Annotated in this window: 18 protein-coding genes; 10 read left to right on the forward strand and 8 right to left on the reverse strand. The window is 51.5% G+C overall.

Annotation, left to right across the window (positions count from 1 at the left end; all coding sequences use genetic code 11):
- The first annotated feature begins 353 nt into the window (after positions 1 to 353).
- The 3 genes from mdtJ to U9O48_RS10560 all read left to right on the forward strand — a co-directional run bounded on the left by mdtJ (position 354) and on the right by U9O48_RS10560 (position 3,278).
- Entirely contained in the window at positions 354 to 716 is a 363-nt protein-coding gene (gene mdtJ / locus U9O48_RS10550; protein WP_285144613.1) for a multidrug/spermidine efflux SMR transporter subunit MdtJ, read from the forward strand.
- A complete protein-coding gene (mdtI, locus tag U9O48_RS10555; protein WP_282493221.1) occupies positions 703 to 1,032 on the forward strand; it encodes a multidrug/spermidine efflux SMR transporter subunit MdtI in 330 nt (109 codons plus the stop codon). The genes mdtJ and mdtI overlap by 14 nt, the downstream gene beginning before the upstream one ends.
- Positions 1,033 to 1,115: 83 nt before the next feature.
- Positions 1,116 to 3,278 carry an EAL domain-containing protein gene (locus U9O48_RS10560; protein ID WP_285155334.1) on the forward strand — a complete coding sequence of 721 codons (2,163 nt, stop codon included), beginning with the start codon at positions 1,116 to 1,118 and terminating at the stop codon, positions 3,276 to 3,278.
- 1 nt (position 3,279) lies between these two features.
- Here U9O48_RS10560 and U9O48_RS10565 read toward each other — a convergent pair whose 3' ends face one another.
- Both U9O48_RS10565 and asr read right to left on the reverse strand, forming a co-directional pair.
- The gene (locus tag U9O48_RS10565) at positions 3,280 to 4,101 is read right to left on the reverse strand and encodes a trypsin-like serine peptidase (protein ID WP_285150265.1); all 822 of its coding nucleotides are present in this window, start codon (positions 4,099 to 4,101) and stop codon (positions 3,280 to 3,282) included.
- 277 nt (positions 4,102 to 4,378) lie between these two features.
- Complete coding sequence (gene asr, locus U9O48_RS10570) at positions 4,379 to 4,777, reverse strand: acid resistance repetitive basic protein Asr (RefSeq protein WP_285144609.1); 399 nt, start codon at positions 4,775 to 4,777, stop codon at positions 4,379 to 4,381.
- 245 nt (positions 4,778 to 5,022) lie between these two features.
- Between asr and U9O48_RS10575 the strand changes: the two genes are divergently transcribed.
- A complete protein-coding gene (locus U9O48_RS10575; protein ID WP_282493217.1) occupies positions 5,023 to 5,295 on the forward strand; it encodes a hypothetical protein in 273 nt (90 codons plus the stop codon).
- 51 nt (positions 5,296 to 5,346) lie between these two features.
- Here U9O48_RS10575 and U9O48_RS10580 read toward each other — a convergent pair whose 3' ends face one another.
- The gene (locus U9O48_RS10580) at positions 5,347 to 6,831 is read right to left on the reverse strand and encodes a carboxypeptidase M32 (protein WP_285144608.1); all 1,485 of its coding nucleotides are present in this window, start codon (positions 6,829 to 6,831) and stop codon (positions 5,347 to 5,349) included.
- Between the two features lie 164 nt (positions 6,832 to 6,995).
- On the opposite strand from U9O48_RS10580, the gene U9O48_RS10585 reads away from it, so the two are divergent.
- Together U9O48_RS10585 and U9O48_RS10590 are read left to right on the forward strand one after the other, a co-directional pair.
- Positions 6,996 to 7,670: a hypothetical protein gene (locus U9O48_RS10585; protein WP_285144607.1), complete on the forward strand. Its 675-nt coding sequence runs from the start codon at positions 6,996 to 6,998 to the stop codon at positions 7,668 to 7,670.
- Between the two features lie 356 nt (positions 7,671 to 8,026).
- Positions 8,027 to 8,908: a hypothetical protein gene (locus U9O48_RS10590; protein WP_285144606.1), complete on the forward strand. Its 882-nt coding sequence runs from the start codon at positions 8,027 to 8,029 to the stop codon at positions 8,906 to 8,908.
- Between the two features lie 113 nt (positions 8,909 to 9,021).
- On the opposite strand, the gene U9O48_RS10595 is transcribed toward U9O48_RS10590, so the two are convergent.
- The 3 genes from U9O48_RS10595 to U9O48_RS10605 form a co-directional block, all read right to left on the reverse strand.
- Positions 9,022 to 9,363, reverse strand: a complete 342-nt coding sequence (locus U9O48_RS10595; RefSeq protein ID WP_285144605.1) for a hypothetical protein — start codon at positions 9,361 to 9,363, stop codon at positions 9,022 to 9,024.
- Between the two features lie 177 nt (positions 9,364 to 9,540).
- Complete coding sequence (locus U9O48_RS10600) at positions 9,541 to 9,933, reverse strand: hypothetical protein (protein ID WP_285144604.1); 393 nt, start codon at positions 9,931 to 9,933, stop codon at positions 9,541 to 9,543.
- Between the two features lie 497 nt (positions 9,934 to 10,430).
- A complete protein-coding gene (locus tag U9O48_RS10605) occupies positions 10,431 to 10,775 on the reverse strand; it encodes a cupin domain-containing protein (protein WP_285144603.1) in 345 nt (114 codons plus the stop codon).
- 464 nt (positions 10,776 to 11,239) lie between these two features.
- Between U9O48_RS10605 and U9O48_RS10610 the strand changes: the two genes are divergently transcribed.
- A complete protein-coding gene (locus U9O48_RS10610; protein ID WP_285144602.1) occupies positions 11,240 to 11,677 on the forward strand; it encodes a hypothetical protein in 438 nt (145 codons plus the stop codon).
- A gap of 290 nt (positions 11,678 to 11,967) precedes the next feature.
- Positions 11,968 to 12,486: a DUF2569 domain-containing protein gene (locus U9O48_RS10615; protein WP_285144601.1), complete on the forward strand. Its 519-nt coding sequence runs from the start codon at positions 11,968 to 11,970 to the stop codon at positions 12,484 to 12,486.
- Between the two features lie 222 nt (positions 12,487 to 12,708).
- On the opposite strand, the gene U9O48_RS10620 is transcribed toward U9O48_RS10615, so the two are convergent.
- On the reverse strand, positions 12,709 to 13,152 hold the full coding sequence (locus U9O48_RS10620; protein WP_285150268.1) for a VOC family protein: 444 nt from the start codon (positions 13,150 to 13,152) through the stop codon (positions 12,709 to 12,711).
- A 474-nt stretch (positions 13,153 to 13,626) separates the two neighbouring features.
- Positions 13,627 to 14,565, reverse strand: coding sequence for an omptin family outer membrane protease (locus U9O48_RS10625; protein WP_324724277.1), 939 nt, complete (start codon positions 14,563 to 14,565; stop codon positions 13,627 to 13,629).
- A 238-nt stretch (positions 14,566 to 14,803) separates the two neighbouring features.
- On the opposite strand from U9O48_RS10625, the gene U9O48_RS10630 reads away from it, so the two are divergent.
- Both U9O48_RS10630 and U9O48_RS10635 read left to right on the forward strand, forming a co-directional pair.
- Positions 14,804 to 15,208: a YybH family protein gene (locus U9O48_RS10630; protein ID WP_285150270.1), complete on the forward strand. Its 405-nt coding sequence runs from the start codon at positions 14,804 to 14,806 to the stop codon at positions 15,206 to 15,208.
- Positions 15,209 to 15,229: 21 nt separating this feature from the next.
- The gene (locus U9O48_RS10635) at positions 15,230 to 15,916 is read left to right on the forward strand and encodes a hypothetical protein (protein WP_285150271.1); all 687 of its coding nucleotides are present in this window, start codon (positions 15,230 to 15,232) and stop codon (positions 15,914 to 15,916) included.
- Positions 15,917 to 15,978: the final 62 nt, after the last annotated feature.

A 15,978-nucleotide genomic window follows, 5' to 3' on the forward strand; every position in this document is an offset into this window, starting at 1 on the left:
AACGGGTAGGGTAAAGAAGTGAAAAGGTTTTGAGTTAATTCCTGGCTTATGGTACAAATCAGGCGTGTTTAACTACCGAGGACAATTTTCATCCGCAATGACGAGAAGCAATACCGCGGATAATTGTAATATTATGGACAATCTGTTCAGGACGTACTTTTCAAATAGCACCGCTGTTTTTTCAACCTCCCTCTGCCTGCTGTCCGGTGAGCAACACTGGCGCAACGCGCTATAGTCCCGTCTTCTGCTTAAGCTAACGCCACGCGTTCAGCTATCTGATTAATATCATTTTTTCTGGGTTTGTCGTTTTCGACAAGCTGCAGTGATTTATATTCTCTTGCAGGAGATGCACCATGTTTTACTGGATATTGTTAGCCCTGGCCATTGTCGCGGAAATTACCGGAACCTTGTCGATGAAATGGGCAAGTGTTAGCGACGGCAACACCGGATTTATTTTAATGCTGGTGATGATTTCCCTTTCGTATATTTTCCTGTCGTTCGCGGTAAAAAAAATCGCGCTCGGCGTGGCGTATGCGCTATGGGAGGGGATCGGTATTCTGTTAATCACGCTGTTCAGTGTGATGTTATTTGATGAAACCCTGTCAACAATGAAAATTGCCGGTCTGGCAACGCTGGTTGCGGGTATTGTGCTGATTAAATCGGGCACCCGCAAAGCGAAGAAACAGCCGCAGGAGCCAGCTCATGCAGCAGTTTGAGTGGATTCATGCGGCCTGGTTGGGTCTGGCGATCGTGCTGGAAATCGTTGCCAACGTGTTCCTGAAATTTTCTGACGGCTTCCGACGCAAGGCCTACGGCCTGCTGTCCATCGCCGCCGTGCTGGGCGCGTTCAGCGCCCTTTCGCAGGCGGTGAAAGGGATCGATCTCTCCGTGGCCTACGCCCTGTGGGGCGGCTTCGGTATCGCCGCGACGCTGGCGGCGGGCTGGATTTTGTTCGGTCAACGTCTGAACCGTAAAGGCTGGATTGGCCTGGTTCTGCTACTCGCCGGCATGATCATGATAAAACTGGCCTGATGTGATCGCTGCCTGTTTTTACGGGCAGCGAAATTCGCTACCTGTATTACTCTTAGAAAGAAGTGCTTTTGAGAGGGCGGCGAATGTATAACCCATTAAGCTGGCGCAATATTCCCACCGCGAAAACCCTTTTCGTCATGATCTTTATGGCCGGGATCGGCCTGATCGTCTCCGTCGTCGCGCTGCTTTATCTCTCCCTGCACCTGATTAGCAGTAAAACCAATGAAATAGATGAACACCGCTCGGCGCTCTCCGTGCAGGGGGCGATCCAGACCTCGGCCAATCGCGTCTGGTCGCTGGTGATCGATAACGCCGTCTGGGATGACGCTGTCCGCGAAGTTTATCCTCCGGTCCTGAACACCGAATGGCTGTACAACACCTGGGGCGCGGGCTTTAAAATCAATAACCTGTATGACGGCACTTTCGTGCTGGACGAACATTTCAACGTCCTGTGGGGCTCGTTTAAAAGCAAAGCCTTTCACGAGCAAAATCTCGATTTTTTTGGCAATGGTCTGAAAGCGCTGATCCGTGATAACGCCGATGCGCTGAAATCTGAGAAGAATATCTACGCCGGGATCACCCGCACGCGCCAGGGGGTGGCGTTTGTCGGCATTGGCCTGATTCGCCCGATGATTGGCCGTCTGCAGGTGCACAACGACGTGCGCCGCTATCTGGTGATTACCCGCCATCTCAACCCGCAAATCCTGAGCGATCTCGGGAATACCTTTCAGATTGAAGACCTTAATTTCACCGAACAGCACACCAGCGAGGCCAGCGTTCCGCTGAAAAGTTCGGCCGGAGAACTGCTGGGCTATCTTAACTGGCAGCCGCGCCTGCCCGGTGCGCAGGCGGCCAGCGCGGCGTCGAACGAAATCACGCAAATCGTGCTCCTGGCGGCGGGGCTGATCCTGCTGTTTATTCTGCTGAGCAGCGTCGGGCTGTATAAACTGGCGCGCGGCGAAAACCAGGCCCGACGGGTGGCGCGCACGGACTGGCTCAGCCATCTGCCCAACCGACGGGCGCTGATTGAGGAGCTGGAGCGAGTCAGTTTGCGCGGGGATATCGATGTTAAAAGCGTGGTCTTTATCGATCTCGACGGCTTTAAGGATGTGAATGATATTTACGGCCACGACGTGGGCGACGACCTGATCATCATGATGGCCCGCGCCCTGCGCGATCGGGTGCCGGAAGGGGGCATGCTGGCCCGCATGGGCGGGGATGAGTTTGCGATGATGATTGGTGGCGACCACTCCCAGGCGCGGGCGTCGGCCTTTGCGGGCAAGGTGCTGGATTTCCTCGGCGCACCGCTACGCCTCGGCGAGCGTACGATCCACATTAGCGCCAGTATCGGGATCGCCAGCGGGACGCTGATCGAATGTACCAGCTCGGAGCTGTTCCGCCGGGCGGATATCGCCATGTATCACTCGAAAATTACCGGTAAAGGGCGCGTCACCCAGTACGATGCGGAGCTGAACAGCGTGCGCGAGCAGCAGCTGGCGATCGAAAATGAGATCCGCAGCGGAATGGAGCGGGACGAGTTCGAGGTCTGGTATCAGCCAATTATCGACGCGCGCAGCCAGAAAATGACCAGCGTCGAGGCGCTCTTGCGCTGGCCGCGCCGTCCGGCGGGTGAGCTGGGGCCAGATGCCTTTATCAGCATCGCCGAAACCAGCGGCCTGATTTACGGTCTGGGGCAGTTTGTTCTGCGCCGCGCCTGTCAGGATCTGGAACCTTTTGGCGACCTGAAGCTGTCGGTGAACATTTCTCCGGCGCAGTTTCGCGATCCTGAATTTGAAGATAAAGTCGCGCGCGTCATTGAGATGACCCGTTTCCCGGCCAATCGCCTCCAGCTGGAGGTGACGGAAACCTACGTGCTGGAAAATCCGGAACGCGCCAGGGCGGCTATCTCCAATCTCAAAGCGCTGGGCACCGCCGTGGCGCTGGATGATTTCGGCACCGGCTACTCCAGCATTGGCTATTTGCGGCGCTTTAATTTCGACACCATCAAAATCGACAAATCTCTCGCCGGGCTGGTGGATAACGACGAACAGGCCGCGGCGCTGGTGAGCGGCACCGTGCGGATTGCCAGTGCGCTGGGGATGGCGGTGGTGGCGGAAGGGGTGGAAAACGAAAAGCAGATGAAACTGCTGCGCCTCGCGGGCTGCGACCAGTTACAGGGATTCTGGTTCAGTCAGCCGATGCCCATCGAGGCGATTATTGAATTACGCAAAGTCAGGTATGTGTAGGCTATTCCTGCGCCAGCGCTTCCAGTTTTTCCCGAAAACCGGTCACAGATAACGCCCGGTTATCGGCGCGCCAGCGGTCTTTGGCCGCAGGTGCCGAACTTTGTACGCCAATCAGCTGCCAGCCGTTGTCGGTTTTGAGCATCAATGGCGAGCCGCTATCGCCCGGCAACGTATCGCACTGGTGGGACAAGACGCTGTTTTGTGCCCAACCGGTGACGATGCAGTCCGTGTGCGTGTAAAGCGAATCCAGGTGATCGACCGGATAACCCGATTGTGTCACTTTACGGTCGGCCGTTTTTAAGGCTGCCGTCAGCGCCGCTTTGTCGCCGTCAAACAGCGGCAGCGGGGTGATCCCCGATGGCGGATAGCGCAGAACAATCAGACCAAAATCCCACTCGGCTGCCGCAGGCGGCACAATCCAGCCATCGCCGTCCGGCTTTAAGCGTTTCCCCAGTGAGGGATCGACGCGGCCTTCGACGCCGTGGATCTCATAGCGCCAGACGCCTTTTTTGGAGATAAAGCGCAAGGCAACGGCCTTGTCAGGCTTGCCTTTCGGTGGGATCAGTAAACAGTGCCCGGCAGTCAGCGCCAGGTGAGGAGAAATCAGGGTCGCAGTGCACAGATTGCCGCTGGCGGTTTCCAGCTGCCCGATAGCATCCCAGGGAGCCTGGGTCGGATCGGCGACACGCGTGCGGTCATCATGACCAAAAAACAGCGTTTTGATCTCTTTCGCATCAATGGCGCTATCGTCGCCATCGTCCGCATGTGTCAGGCCAGAAAAGAGACAGAACGTTCCCAGTAACAACACAACAGTTTTCCGCATATCACACTCTGGTGGGGTAATTATGATTATAAAAAGTTGAACCCTGTGAAAATACTATAGACGGGACGGCGTTAAAGTGGGAGTAAAATCAGCGTGCTACATTCAGGAAAGGTAAAACATGCTGGCGATAATCGCGCATAAAATAAGCGTGATAAGAATGAACTCAAACCGATAGCGCCGCAGCATACGCCCTCCGGATAAAAAAACGGCGCCGGGGAAAACCACTCAGCGCCGGTTTAGCAACGTGCCCGCGAGGGGCACGGTTTAACGAGTTGGCTTATGCAGCTGGCTGTGCAGCTGGTTTAGCGGCTTCGTGTTTGGTCGCTTTTTTGTGGTGCTTTTTAGCAGCCTGAGCTTTCTGCTCTACAGCGGGTTTAGCAGCCGCTTTCTTGTGGTGTTTTTTCGCAGCCTGGGCTTTCTGCTCAGTTGGCGCAGCAGTGGTGGTGGTTGCTGCTGGTTTGGTTGCTGCTTTTTTGTGGTGCTTTTTAGCGGCCTGAGCTTTCTGCTCTACAGCGGCTTTCTTGTGTTTTTTGTGGTGCACAGTTTTTGCTGGCGCCGCTTTAGTGGTCGCAGCAGCAGCCGGAGCTGGGGTAGCAGACGTTGCAGCATTAGCAGCAAACGCAGCAGAAGACAGACCCATAGCAGCGGCAACAACCAGAGCTAATACTTTTTTCATTCTCATACCCTCGAATTTGGTTTCTCATTTAACCCCACTGCGGGGCCGTTGAAATAACTATATCCTTATGGATTCGAGGCTTCCGTGAGTCATTGGTATCGGCGTGTAACCTAATGTACAAAGCGCATGTACACGGCTGGTGGAGGAAAGGCATTTCTTGCACCACCGAACCGCGCCGTCCTAATTTTCACTTAATCTTTTTCTCAGATAGTAGATTCTCACATTATTTAGCGGGTTATTGTTATATGAGAAAGATTCTTCTTATTGCGCTTGCAGGGTTAGGGATGGCCGGTTCGGCCTTAGCACAGAGTGTTACCGTGGATGTACCGAGTGGCTATAAAGTGGTGATTGTGCCTTCATCCGTGACCGTTCCTCAGGCTGTCGTTGTTACCGCACCAGCGCCTCAGACGGTGTACGCCGCACCGGCTCCTGCTCCGGTCTATCATCCTCGCGCACGCCATGTGGCCAGCGTGGCGGAAGGGATGGTGATTGAGCATCAGTACGATGACCATCATTAAGCAATAAGATGAGTCTGCCCCTGAGAACTCAGGGGCAGATCGCGGAGCGGTTTAAAGGTAGCGGGAGGTCAGGTGTTCGCGGAAGTAGCGGCTATTCAGATCTTCGCCTGTCGCCTGAGTAATCAGCTGCGAAGTGGTGAAGCGGCTGCCGTGCTGCCAGATGTTCTGGTTCAGCCAGTCAAACAGCGCCGAGAAATCGCCTTCAGTAATAGATGACTCCAGCCCCGGTAGCGCCGTTTTCGCCGCGCTGAACAGCTGTGCGGCATACATCGCGCCCAGGGTATAAGACGGGAAGTAGCCAAAACCGCCGTCGGTCCAGTGGATATCCTGCATACAGCCGTTGCGGAAGTTATCTTTGGTCGACAATCCCAGCCACGCCTGCATTTTCTCATCCCACAGCGCCGGGATGTCATCCACTTCGATTTCACCGTTGATCAGCGCACGTTCGATTTCATACCGCAGCACCACATGCGCTGGATAGCTCACTTCGTCCGCGTCGACGCGAATATAGCCCGGTTTCACGCGCTGGTTCCAGGCGATGAAGTTCTCTTCACTAAACGCCGCCTGGCTGCCAAATCGAGCATGTACCGCCGGGAGCAGATGTTTCAGGAACGCATTGCTGCGGCCCAGTTGCATCTCAAAGAACAGGCTTTGTGATTCGTGGATGGCGGTAGAACGCGCCAGCGCGACGGGCTGTCCGAGCCAGTTGCGCGGCAGGTTTTGCTCATAGCGCGCATGACCGGTTTCATGCACCACACCAAACAGGGCGCTCAGCAGCTCGTCTTCATCGTAACGGGTGGTAATGCGTACATCTTCCGGCACGCCGCCGCAGAATGGATGGGCGCTGACGTCGAGACGACCGGCGTTAAAATCGAAGCCCAGCATTTTCATCGCTTCCAGCCCCAGCTCGCGCTGAACGGCGGTCGGGAAGGGACCCTGCGGCGGAACGAAGGATTTCTGCGACTGTTTTTCGACAACCTGCGCCAGCAGATCCGGCAGCCAGGATTTCAGGTCGCCAAACAGCACGTCGAGGCGAGCGCTGGTCATGTCCGGTTCAAAGATATCGAGCAGGGCGTCGTAAGGCGTGCAGCCTTTGGCTTCGGCGCGCAGACGCGCCTCTTCACGGCTGAACTTCACCACCTCTTTCAGATTGGCGGAAAATCCCTGCCAGTCGTTGGCCGGACGCTGGGTGCGCCAGGCGTGTTCACATTTACTGCCCGCCAGGGATTTCGCTTCGACCAGCGACTCAGGCAGGAGCGACGCCTGCTGGAAGTGGCGCGTCATCTCGCGCAGGTTGGCGCGTTCAACGTCGTTCAGATCTTCGCTTTCAGCAGCGGCCAGCCAGTCGCCGACTTTTTTATCCGTCAGGATTTGATGCTGCAACACGCTCATTTCCGCCAGCGCTTCACCGCGCGCCAGGCTACCGCCCGGCGGCATCATGGCGAACATGTCCCAGCTGGCGATGGATGAGAGATGGGAGAAACGGGATAAGCGCAGGAACGTGCGAGTGAGTTGTTGATAGTTGTTATTTTTCATGAGGTCCTCTTGTCTGGAACGGCTGAGGTCAAAAGTAGCATTTGGTGGGGGGAAAGACGAGGGGAGTGGGGAGGAATAAAGACAGTACGAAACTAAAGGTTTTTCTGATTTGTCCGAAATAAACCCTACGGAAAATGACATTCTAAAAAGGGTTCGAACACATCATGAAAAAAGTACTTATCACCAGTGCACTGTCCTTAACCTTCCTGACGGGCTGTGCAGGCCAGGTCAAACCGCACAAAGTTCAGGCCGCTGACGGCAGTTCGCTGGAGGTCGCAACTACCTTTGCATTAACCGACATGAACAACAACCGCTATGCGGATACGAAGTTACGTGTGGTTGAACCGGTGCATTCTGGAACCGGCATGGGGTTGGCTATCGTGTCCGCAGTCCTCGGTGGAGGAATAAGAACTGGAGACTTTGACAAGGAGAATTACAAAGGTTCATCCATTGATGCGATGCCGGAGCCCACAGCCCTCTATTTCGGCCCCAAAGCAGAGCATAAAATCCAGGAATGGCTGGGTAAAAATGGTGGCGGGTATGCCTACACGCAGCCGCTGAAAATCGCTGCTGCCCAATGGTCACTGGTTTATACCGATATGTCGGCGACCAACAGCAATTACGATTTAACCTACCGCGTGCAATTCTATAAGCGTCCGGAAGGCGGAAATCTGCTGAGCGCCTTTGTGGTGGCAGAATGTACCCCAACTCGCGTAACCGCACCGCTAAGTGACTGGAAAGCCAACAACTACGCGAAAGTCACCCAGGAAACGCAGAAGATGATGGATGCGTGCCTGCTGGAGCTGGATAACCAGTTGCCGAGACTGTTGAAGAAGTAGGGGACAGAACTCGTAGGCCGGATAAGCGCCAGCGCCATCCGGCTTTTTGTGGGTTTGTGAGAAATGAGCTGGTGGTCAGGTTTGTGCCAGAAGCGGACTTTTTGGTAGTTGTATGAGTACTTATCAACTGAATAAACCCCGTAAACTATATCGTAATGAATTTGTTGAATGGAAACACCTCATACCCACTGATGGGAGTGCGCTATCATCTGCCAGGAAGATTATAACCGTTCGCATGTTTAGGACATATTCAGCAGCATGTCTTAAAAGCACCCGTCACCATCATTCAAAAAACGTACTTAGCGTAAATTTCCGTACGGTTGGGCTTCAAACTCCGTTCATAAGGACAACCAATAATGTCATTTAATTATAAAACGCTGTTCATTACTTTTTTATCCTTCTGCGCATTCCAGACTCATGCAGCACAATGCACAGCGGAAAGCTTCGCTAAAAACAAACTGAACACTTTTATCCTGCTCAACCAGCAGATAAAAACAGAAGTCCCAAAATCTATTGAAGCCACTATTGATAGTCCTGATGGATATGTTCGCGTATCGGCCCGAAGCAACTTTAGCCAATGCGGTGAGCTAATTAGTGGCAGTCTAAAAGAAGTTAAAACTTCAACAGGCCCGAAAACAGTTTTCACGGCAAACAGTGATGTTCAGTTGAATAAGACTGAATTTGGCTGGCGCATCCAGATGGAGACAAACGGAGTCATAGCCGATAACAACAGTCAAAAGACCATGCAACTCTATCGGCAAACGCTGGAGGGAATGTACCAACTTAACGATAAAGGAATTATCAGCCACGCGGTTAACCGTTCAATTATCGCGGCCCATAAGCCAGAAGATAAAGACAAAACCACTGTAGGGACAATAGAGTACGTTTTCAATTCATCAGGGTTGCTGGCACGCACGGTAAACAAAGGAAGTTTGGCGATAGACAATTATACTCTCGTATACAACTATGACGGCAATCATCGCCTGATCAAAACTCAATCCCCTTCAACCATCGAAGAGTATTCCTATGATAATGAGGGCCGTGAGCTGTCCCTCAGCAAGACCCAGAAGTATTTCACCATCGAAAAGACCCTTACCACCTGCGAGAAGTGGAACTCACATGGAGAATGCGTACGCGCCAATATGGATATCACAATCGCCCCAGCCGATCAGACGGGTAAACAATATGTGCACAAGCACAAAGCCGTGATGACGACGAAATACGAATACTGGAATTGATCCTGGTTTGTCGAATACCTCAGGGCGTTCAGGTGTAAAATTTAAGGTCCGCACCTTGCTCATAGCAGACCTGATGACCAGCCAGCCTTTCTCCTGCGAGCCAACAGTAAACGTTAAGAATTAGTTGACGGATCGTACTCCCACTGCGATTCGTCGCTGTAAATCGTACCATCATCATCCATTACTTTGGCATTAAGCTGTCTTGCAATCCCCAACATCTTTCTATACAGGTATGTATCAGGCCATTTGGTATAAATATTACCCTCGTTCCAGTCAAGCCATGGGTCTTCGTACAACGAGTGACCTGACCAAAAAGCGTGGTAATCGCCGTTAATTGTGTATCTGCTTAATTCATCATCGTTATTAATGTAGTTCAGCCATTCGTCAGCGGTTATCTGCGCATCCTCATTATCCGCCCAAAATTCAGCTCTCGTTATGTGGAATTCAACACCCATAGCATCTCCTTAACACTGGAACAGACTTCACAAACTAGCATAGTGGTTTATTAAAAAACGAGGTGAGTAACACTGCAAAATCTATAGACTTGAAAGATATATCCTCTCCTCGCTCATAGCGGACTAAAAGGGTTGATTGTGTGTTCACTGAAAGCTGTCAAATCATAGCCAATACATTCAGGCCTCTTTCCAAAACGGCTCCAGCTCAACAGGAAGCTGCTCCTTATCAAATCCCACAAACCAGTAAATTGTTCCCTTTGGCCCAACCATCGGCACTTCTCCCCAACCCGGATGAAATAATGCGCGATCCCAGTCCGGATTGAGACGACCACGTCGTTTAAGGCGCTCACCATTACATGAAACTGCACGTATTGAAGGAAAGTTAATAAAGAAGCTTAACGGCATTCCTTCTTTTTGTGCACATCGCAATTGCCGGGAGATCCAGGATTGGTTTCGTTGTCGAAGTTTTCTTTTCATTGGTCGCTCATATCGGGTAAGACAATTGGTAAACCCCACAATGACATTAGGTTTGGTGAGTTTCCTGATGTACTTAGTTACTTTTTGGTACATTCCCTTTCCGGCGAATCTCGATCATCCTGATATACATATCCCGTAATTCCCTATTCTGCTTGATTACCATTTCCTTGGGCAAGGATGCTCTCTCGTTATTCCATTCATCAACGACACTTTGACAAGCCTTATAAGCATCATTAACGATCTTCTCAGCAGGAGTCGTCGTATTGATATAGGGAATAGTATGTTTGTTCAGGCATACGGAGATTGGTGGGCCATAGTCATGATCTTCTGCATGTAGGCTAATAGCAAAAAACAGTGTAAACAACGTTAAAAATCTCAATTTCATTTTTTCCTGCTAAACGATGTACCGAGAAATGATTATCTTCTGTGAAATTATCGACTTTGCACAATAGATCTTTAGTTGTCCAACAAAGTTATTATGCTGTTGTTATGCCTGCTTACGCAAAACCAGGCAGCTGAAAGATTTATCGGGTTAAAAATCGACAACGTCTGCCTCTCACTTATACCAAACCTAACGTTACCACTTGCCCTCAAGAAGCAGGAACGTCATTACGATCACCCCGCGTGGTGGGCTGAGAGATAACAATAAATTCGACTGCAGATTGAGTACTGTTGCTGGCCTGATGCACTGACCCCGGCGGGATTTCTATTCCCTGATAGGCTTTGATTTCACGTACAACCCCTTCAAGCTCCATGGTCAGAACGCCCTGAAGAACAAAGAAAAACTGCCGAGAAACGGAATGATAGTGACGTTTCTCGCTGGTTCCTGGGGGCATTTTTTCATGAATGACCAGCATGTCCTTGCGGTTCACAAGATACCAACCGTCACAATTATCACCCCAGATGTAATGCTCGGCATTGTCCTTTGAAATCATAGTCATTCTCCCGTTCTGGCTACTTCGATATTTGTTTATACAGAGGGGAGTGATTGAATCGCAACAGGGTTGCAGCGTTTATACGCTCAGCATGGCAAATAACTCCACCCAATCCATTGATTTAAATGATGTAACTGCCCAAAAATAATTACATTCCACAACGAGATCCTGCTTCCAGTAATACCCGTTGTCGATATCAGGTTATCGCCGTATTCTTCCTTCGTGCTTGCAAAAACAGGCGCCGGGATTGACCTCCTGAAAAACCTTAGTGACGGCACACCGACGCGTCAGCGCCATTTTGTGTCGTACGCACGGCTACGCTACAATGGTGGGCCGGGCGGGGGCGTCGCAAGACGCGCCGGTGTCCACTAAGGCCGGTAAGGTCAACCCCGCCCGGAACCGCCACCCGTGAGATTGACCTCTCCGTTGGCGGTGTTAAGTATTACTTAGCGGAAACAAACATTATGACCACCATTTTCACCCCAGCCCGCGATTTACTCAGCGTCCCGTTCACCGCCGCGACAGACTTTACCGATCTCGCTGACTGCTGCGACCGTTTTGCCGAAACCCTGATGGAATGCAATGAACCTGCGTACAAACTGGCGCTGCTGGGCCGAATCAGTGCGTGCCTCGCGCTGCTGCGCCCGACGCTTTGCGAGCCCATTCCGGCCCATCTTATCGAGCACTTTACCGTCGACACGCTGCCAGAAACGCCGTCGTATTTTGAGCCTGACGCCGAGGCGCTGTGTGATTACTGCCAGACCCTGACTCAGGTGCTTTGCCAGCAGTCGCTGTTACCGGAAATGGAAAAGTCCCTGCGCGGATTGTTGTGCGAACTGATGTGGATGTTTGCGGGGGAGCTAAACGCGCCGCGCTGGGCTCGCCAGCATACTGAACACTAAAAAAATCCCGCGCCAGATCCGAAGGCCCTGATTATTCAGGGCCTTTTTGTTGACCTCGCACCAGACTTCGCCCGGTGGCGCTGCGCTTACCGGGCCTACGGGACCTGCAGTTGTAGGCCGGGTAAGGCGCAGCCGCCACCCGGCTTTTTTGTTGATCTCGCACCAGCCCATAGTCCGGATAAACGCTAGCGCCACCCGGCTTTTTTGTTTACAGGTTACGCTGAAGTGTTTAAGAATCTTCAGGGGTTTGCCGATAACGCTGAGAGCTAACGGAAAAGTAAGGATTAATCATGACCGACACTTCTTTCAAATGGGCGTGCATTAAGTGTGACAAGGAGATTCCTCAGCATCAGGAATATTGCCCTGAGTGTGAGGAAAAGCAGTACCGGAAAATAGGCGGGTTGTTATTCGTGCCATTCCTCAACCTGTTCCTGATCGCGTACGGGTATTTCACTTCTCTGACAGTCACATTAAAGGCTGGACTGGAGACAATAGGGCGACTGCCGATATCCCAGTCGAGCTATCTGTTTATTGCTGTGGGAATTAACTTTATTCTCCTTCTCTATATCATTTACATCGCCTCTCTGTTTCTGCGTAAGAAAAAAGAGCTGCCACTGGCGTATAGCCTATTGCTCATTGCCGGTATTGTGCTGATGTTGATTGACCGGGTTGCCACGACTTATGTGTTCCCAAATATCCCCCTGGGCTTTACCCAGGTGATGCCGATTATCACGCATACATTTTATGCCTGTATCTGGATCCCTTACTTCCGTTATTCCGTACGAGCCAAGAAGACGTTTATTTGGTGATGTACTGCGTAGCATTTGCTACTCAAATTGTTCAAATAGAGAAACGGGAGAAAAATCACGGCGTAGGAAAGTGTGCAAACTGATGTGGATATTCACAGGGGAGCGAAACTACCGCGGTGGTCAAACAGAACGTGTAGGCCGGATAAGCGCCAGCGCCATCCGGCTTTACTTTCACGGAGTGATGTAACGGATATCTGTCACCGAAATCACTCGTACGCTCAGTTAAGCGTTGGGTTCAGTGCCGGAACCCGAGGCTTCCAGTCCAACCCTTTGACCGTAGGATAGTTCTAAAGTATTCCCGTCAGGATCAGCGAAGAAGACAAAGTAGCCAACGGGATCGCCGGCCTGAACCGGTTCTTTGCGCAACACGCCCTCTGAACGTGCCATCTCCACTTTTTGGTCGATCTCCTCGATGCTGGCGCATGCGACGCCAAGATGACCAAAATTGCCCAGCGGGGTATCGGCCACCACATCGGCCTGGACAAGGACGAGGGCAAACGGACGGGTGCGATCGCTTAGCCATGCAACTTCGCGCGCCTCTGGGACGTCGGGCTCTCGTTTGTGAACAACGTCCATGCCCGCATAGCGGTGATAGAAATCAATACTCTTATCCAGATCCCTCACGACGAACGCCACGTGGGTAAAACCAACATCCACCTCTTTCATAACCTGAGTCCTTTTTTTGAGTACCTGATGGGTATCTTAAAAGCTCAAGTTAACTTCAGGTCAAGCCTGAGGGCAGCATTGAGCTGCCCACGAGACGGGAGGTTGCAACGGCAAAACACGAGGGGCCGGGAGCGGGGCGTTTAACAGTTCAGCGAGACTTAATGACCATCCGGATCGCACCATGCACTCATCAGCTGTTGCAAGATGTAGTTAAGTCCCAACACAACGAGCAGGGATACTAAAACTGCTGCCACAACAATAATCATCAGAAACTCCTTGTAATCCGTTTTCTTCCTTCAAAATCTTAGATCGTATTTTTGATTTGTCACTGGCTGAAGTGAATTTTCTTATCCTCATCAGGGGCAGGTCATCTTTACGAAACCTTTATCTGGTTCTTTTTTGGAAATTAAATCAACAAAAAAGCCCCGTCAGGGGCTTCGTATTTTTTATCAATTTGTGATGCGGCGCGCTTAATCAGAAGCGATACTGGAGACCGGCGGTAATGGTATAGTTTTTGTTAGAAATGCCAGCCGCATCTCCGCCAATCGATTCTGATTCACCGCTGTTGTTATCAATGATCTGAGTGCCGCCTTTGCCTTCCTGGTAATTGCTATAGGCAAATTCAGCAAAGACTTTGGCGTGCGGGGTGACGTAATATCCGGCATCAACTGACGCACCGTAATAACGTGAGTTGGACGTTTTCTCACGGAAAGTCAGATCGCGCATATAGTGCTCGTCATTATCATGCGCCCGGACCCAGTCACTGAATTTAAACAGCGCGTTCAATTCAATGTCATTAAAGCGATATTGCCCCGCGAGGCCAATGTATGGCATCGAGAATCGCTGGCTATACCCAATCCCGCGTTCGCCTGCCGGGAAATTCCCCGTATTTGTGCCGTTATCGTAATTATAAGAACCGCCGGTCGCCGTCCAGCTGAAACGGGTTTCCTGATAACCCGCGACGACGCCTGCTTTATAGTTTTCGGCCTGGAAGACCCAGCCTTTTACATTAAGATCGTATTCATTGGCATAATTGACGTTCGTCGCCGGATGGGATGAGTGGTCTGTCCATGAGGATTGACTTTCGTTCATCCAGTCGTAGTCATCCATATGACCGGAACCTGATGCCAGAGACGTCCAGCCGCGGGCGTTCAGGGTCAGGAACGGGTACGCATCCCAGGAAATATCGCCCTTCAGAATGGCGACATTTTTAATTTTCCAGTCCAGCTGGCTGACTTTTCGACCGGTTACCTCGTCATAAACCCTTTCCTGGGATTTCCCGCTCAGCATGCCAGCGGAGGCTGAAACACTGAGACTTTCCGGGGAAAAATCCGGTGTCCATGGCGAGGACTCCGCATAAACTGCACCTGAAAACGTGGCCATCATCATTATCGCAACGCTACTTTTTTTCATTATTATTTCCCTAAAGTAAATTCAATCAATGAGTTGCGGGTTTATTCTAAAAGTCATACAAATAACAATCAACTGCCAGTTTTGGTAATGACCAGAATTATTTTCACTATGAATGAAACCCTAAAAATGTCCGCACGCCACCTGGACGTGTGCGCACAAAGCCTCGTTAAATAACGTGTTAACCTCAAGGACTCATATACACTGAGGATCCAACGAAACACTTAACAGGATAATATCCATGCACTCACATCCGCTACGCCAGATTATAGAATCCTGTGACAGAGCAATTTCCGCGAAAGATTTTGATGCTCTGATGGAGAATTACGCCGAAGAGGCTGCTCTGGTGGTGAAGCCAGGTTTGATCGTGACCGGAAAAGAGAATATCCGTAAAGCCTTCATCGCCATTTCAGATTACTTTCAGGATCAACTTATTGTTGAGCAGGGAGAGATGCAGGTTATCGAAGGGGGTGGCGATGCGCTGGTGATCATGGAAACTAAACTTCGTTTCCCTGATGGTCAGGGCGGAACGGTCGAAACCACGCGCCGTGCAACCTATGTTTTCCGGCAGGAAAAGGGCGATCGCTGGCTGTGTACCATTGATAATTCGTATGGCACGTCTCTGTTGGACGCTGAGACTGCCTGATGAGAGGAGGGCGGCTCTGTCATGAGAACCAGTCAACTGCAAAACGTTTACAGCGCGACTAACCAAAAGACACTCAGTATCTGGCGGGAAACCCCCGGTATCGGTGAAATCAGAACAGAGCGTTACTACGATCCTGACAAACTGGCGCTGGCAACGGGCATTCGACCCCAGGTGCCCGCGCCAGTCGCAGGGCTTATTCGTGAGCTGGCAGCGCTGGTGCAAAGGGATCGACTGGCCGATATGCTCCCTCTCAGCAGCGTGCATTTTACCTTTCTGCCCCTGACGCTGCCGCTGTATGAGGAAAACGAACCGCTCCCGGCGAAGACAAGGCAACTGGAAGATATCTGGCGTGAATACCAGGGCAAGCACATTGTGATCAGGCACTTGAGGCTGGTGGCGCTTCCCGGTCAGCTGTTGCTGGCCGGTATTCCGGATGATCCTGCCATTGCGATGCGTCAGTCATTTTGCGAAAGCGTTTTAAAATCGCAATGGAAAGAGGAGCTGTTGCAGCGCCACGCCGGTAGTCCATTACCCGCGCCGTTCTGGCACAGCACAATATTGCGATACAACGCGCAATTTTTACCTGAAGCATTGCGCGATTTTTTTGCCAGGCATCAGGCGGTCGATTTCGGTGAGGTTTCGGGGGAGCTGGTTTTAGCGAGAGTTAACTACAACTGGACAACGTGCTTAATCAATAGATTTGAATGATGTAACAGGCATTATAAGCAGAACCTGTAGGCCAGATAAGCGTTAGCGCCATCCGGCTTTTT

Source organism: Lelliottia sp. JS-SCA-14, from assembly GCF_035593345.1.
Lineage (GTDB): Bacteria > Pseudomonadota > Gammaproteobacteria > Enterobacterales > Enterobacteriaceae > Enterobacter > Enterobacter wanjuensis.

What these genes read in the sequence shown, in the direction of transcription:
- U9O48_RS10585 (WP_285144607.1), top strand. Translation starts at nt 6,996, where the DNA reads ATGAAAAAAGTACTTATCACCAGTGCACTGTCCTTAACCTTCCTGACG.
- U9O48_RS10595 (WP_285144605.1), bottom strand. Translation starts at nt 9,363, where the DNA reads ATGGGTGTTGAATTCCACATAACGAGAGCTGAATTTTGGGCGGATAAT.
- U9O48_RS10575 (WP_282493217.1), top strand. Translation starts at nt 5,023, where the DNA reads ATGAGAAAGATTCTTCTTATTGCGCTTGCAGGGTTAGGGATGGCCGGT.
- mdtJ (WP_285144613.1), top strand. Translation starts at nt 354, where the DNA reads ATGTTTTACTGGATATTGTTAGCCCTGGCCATTGTCGCGGAAATTACC.
- mdtI (WP_282493221.1), top strand. Translation starts at nt 703, where the DNA reads ATGCAGCAGTTTGAGTGGATTCATGCGGCCTGGTTGGGTCTGGCGATC.
- U9O48_RS10600 (WP_285144604.1), bottom strand. Translation starts at nt 9,933, where the DNA reads ATGTACCAAAAAGTAACTAAGTACATCAGGAAACTCACCAAACCTAAT.
- U9O48_RS10630 (WP_285150270.1), top strand. Translation starts at nt 14,804, where the DNA reads ATGCACTCACATCCGCTACGCCAGATTATAGAATCCTGTGACAGAGCA.
- U9O48_RS10590 (WP_285144606.1), top strand. Translation starts at nt 8,027, where the DNA reads ATGTCATTTAATTATAAAACGCTGTTCATTACTTTTTTATCCTTCTGC.
- U9O48_RS10615 (WP_285144601.1), top strand. Translation starts at nt 11,968, where the DNA reads ATGACCGACACTTCTTTCAAATGGGCGTGCATTAAGTGTGACAAGGAG.
- U9O48_RS10565 (WP_285150265.1), bottom strand. Translation starts at nt 4,101, where the DNA reads ATGCGGAAAACTGTTGTGTTGTTACTGGGAACGTTCTGTCTCTTTTCT.
- asr (WP_285144609.1), bottom strand. Translation starts at nt 4,777, where the DNA reads ATGAAAAAAGTATTAGCTCTGGTTGTTGCCGCTGCTATGGGTCTGTCT.
- U9O48_RS10635 (WP_285150271.1), top strand. Translation starts at nt 15,230, where the DNA reads ATGAGAACCAGTCAACTGCAAAACGTTTACAGCGCGACTAACCAAAAG.
- U9O48_RS10610 (WP_285144602.1), top strand. Translation starts at nt 11,240, where the DNA reads ATGACCACCATTTTCACCCCAGCCCGCGATTTACTCAGCGTCCCGTTC.
- U9O48_RS10560 (WP_285155334.1), top strand. Translation starts at nt 1,116, where the DNA reads ATGTATAACCCATTAAGCTGGCGCAATATTCCCACCGCGAAAACCCTT.
- U9O48_RS10580 (WP_285144608.1), bottom strand. Translation starts at nt 6,831, where the DNA reads ATGAAAAATAACAACTATCAACAACTCACTCGCACGTTCCTGCGCTTA.
- U9O48_RS10620 (WP_285150268.1), bottom strand. Translation starts at nt 13,152, where the DNA reads ATGAAAGAGGTGGATGTTGGTTTTACCCACGTGGCGTTCGTCGTGAGG.
- U9O48_RS10605 (WP_285144603.1), bottom strand. Translation starts at nt 10,775, where the DNA reads ATGATTTCAAAGGACAATGCCGAGCATTACATCTGGGGTGATAATTGT.
- U9O48_RS10625 (WP_324724277.1), bottom strand. Translation starts at nt 14,565, where the DNA reads ATGAAAAAAAGTAGCGTTGCGATAATGATGATGGCCACGTTTTCAGGT.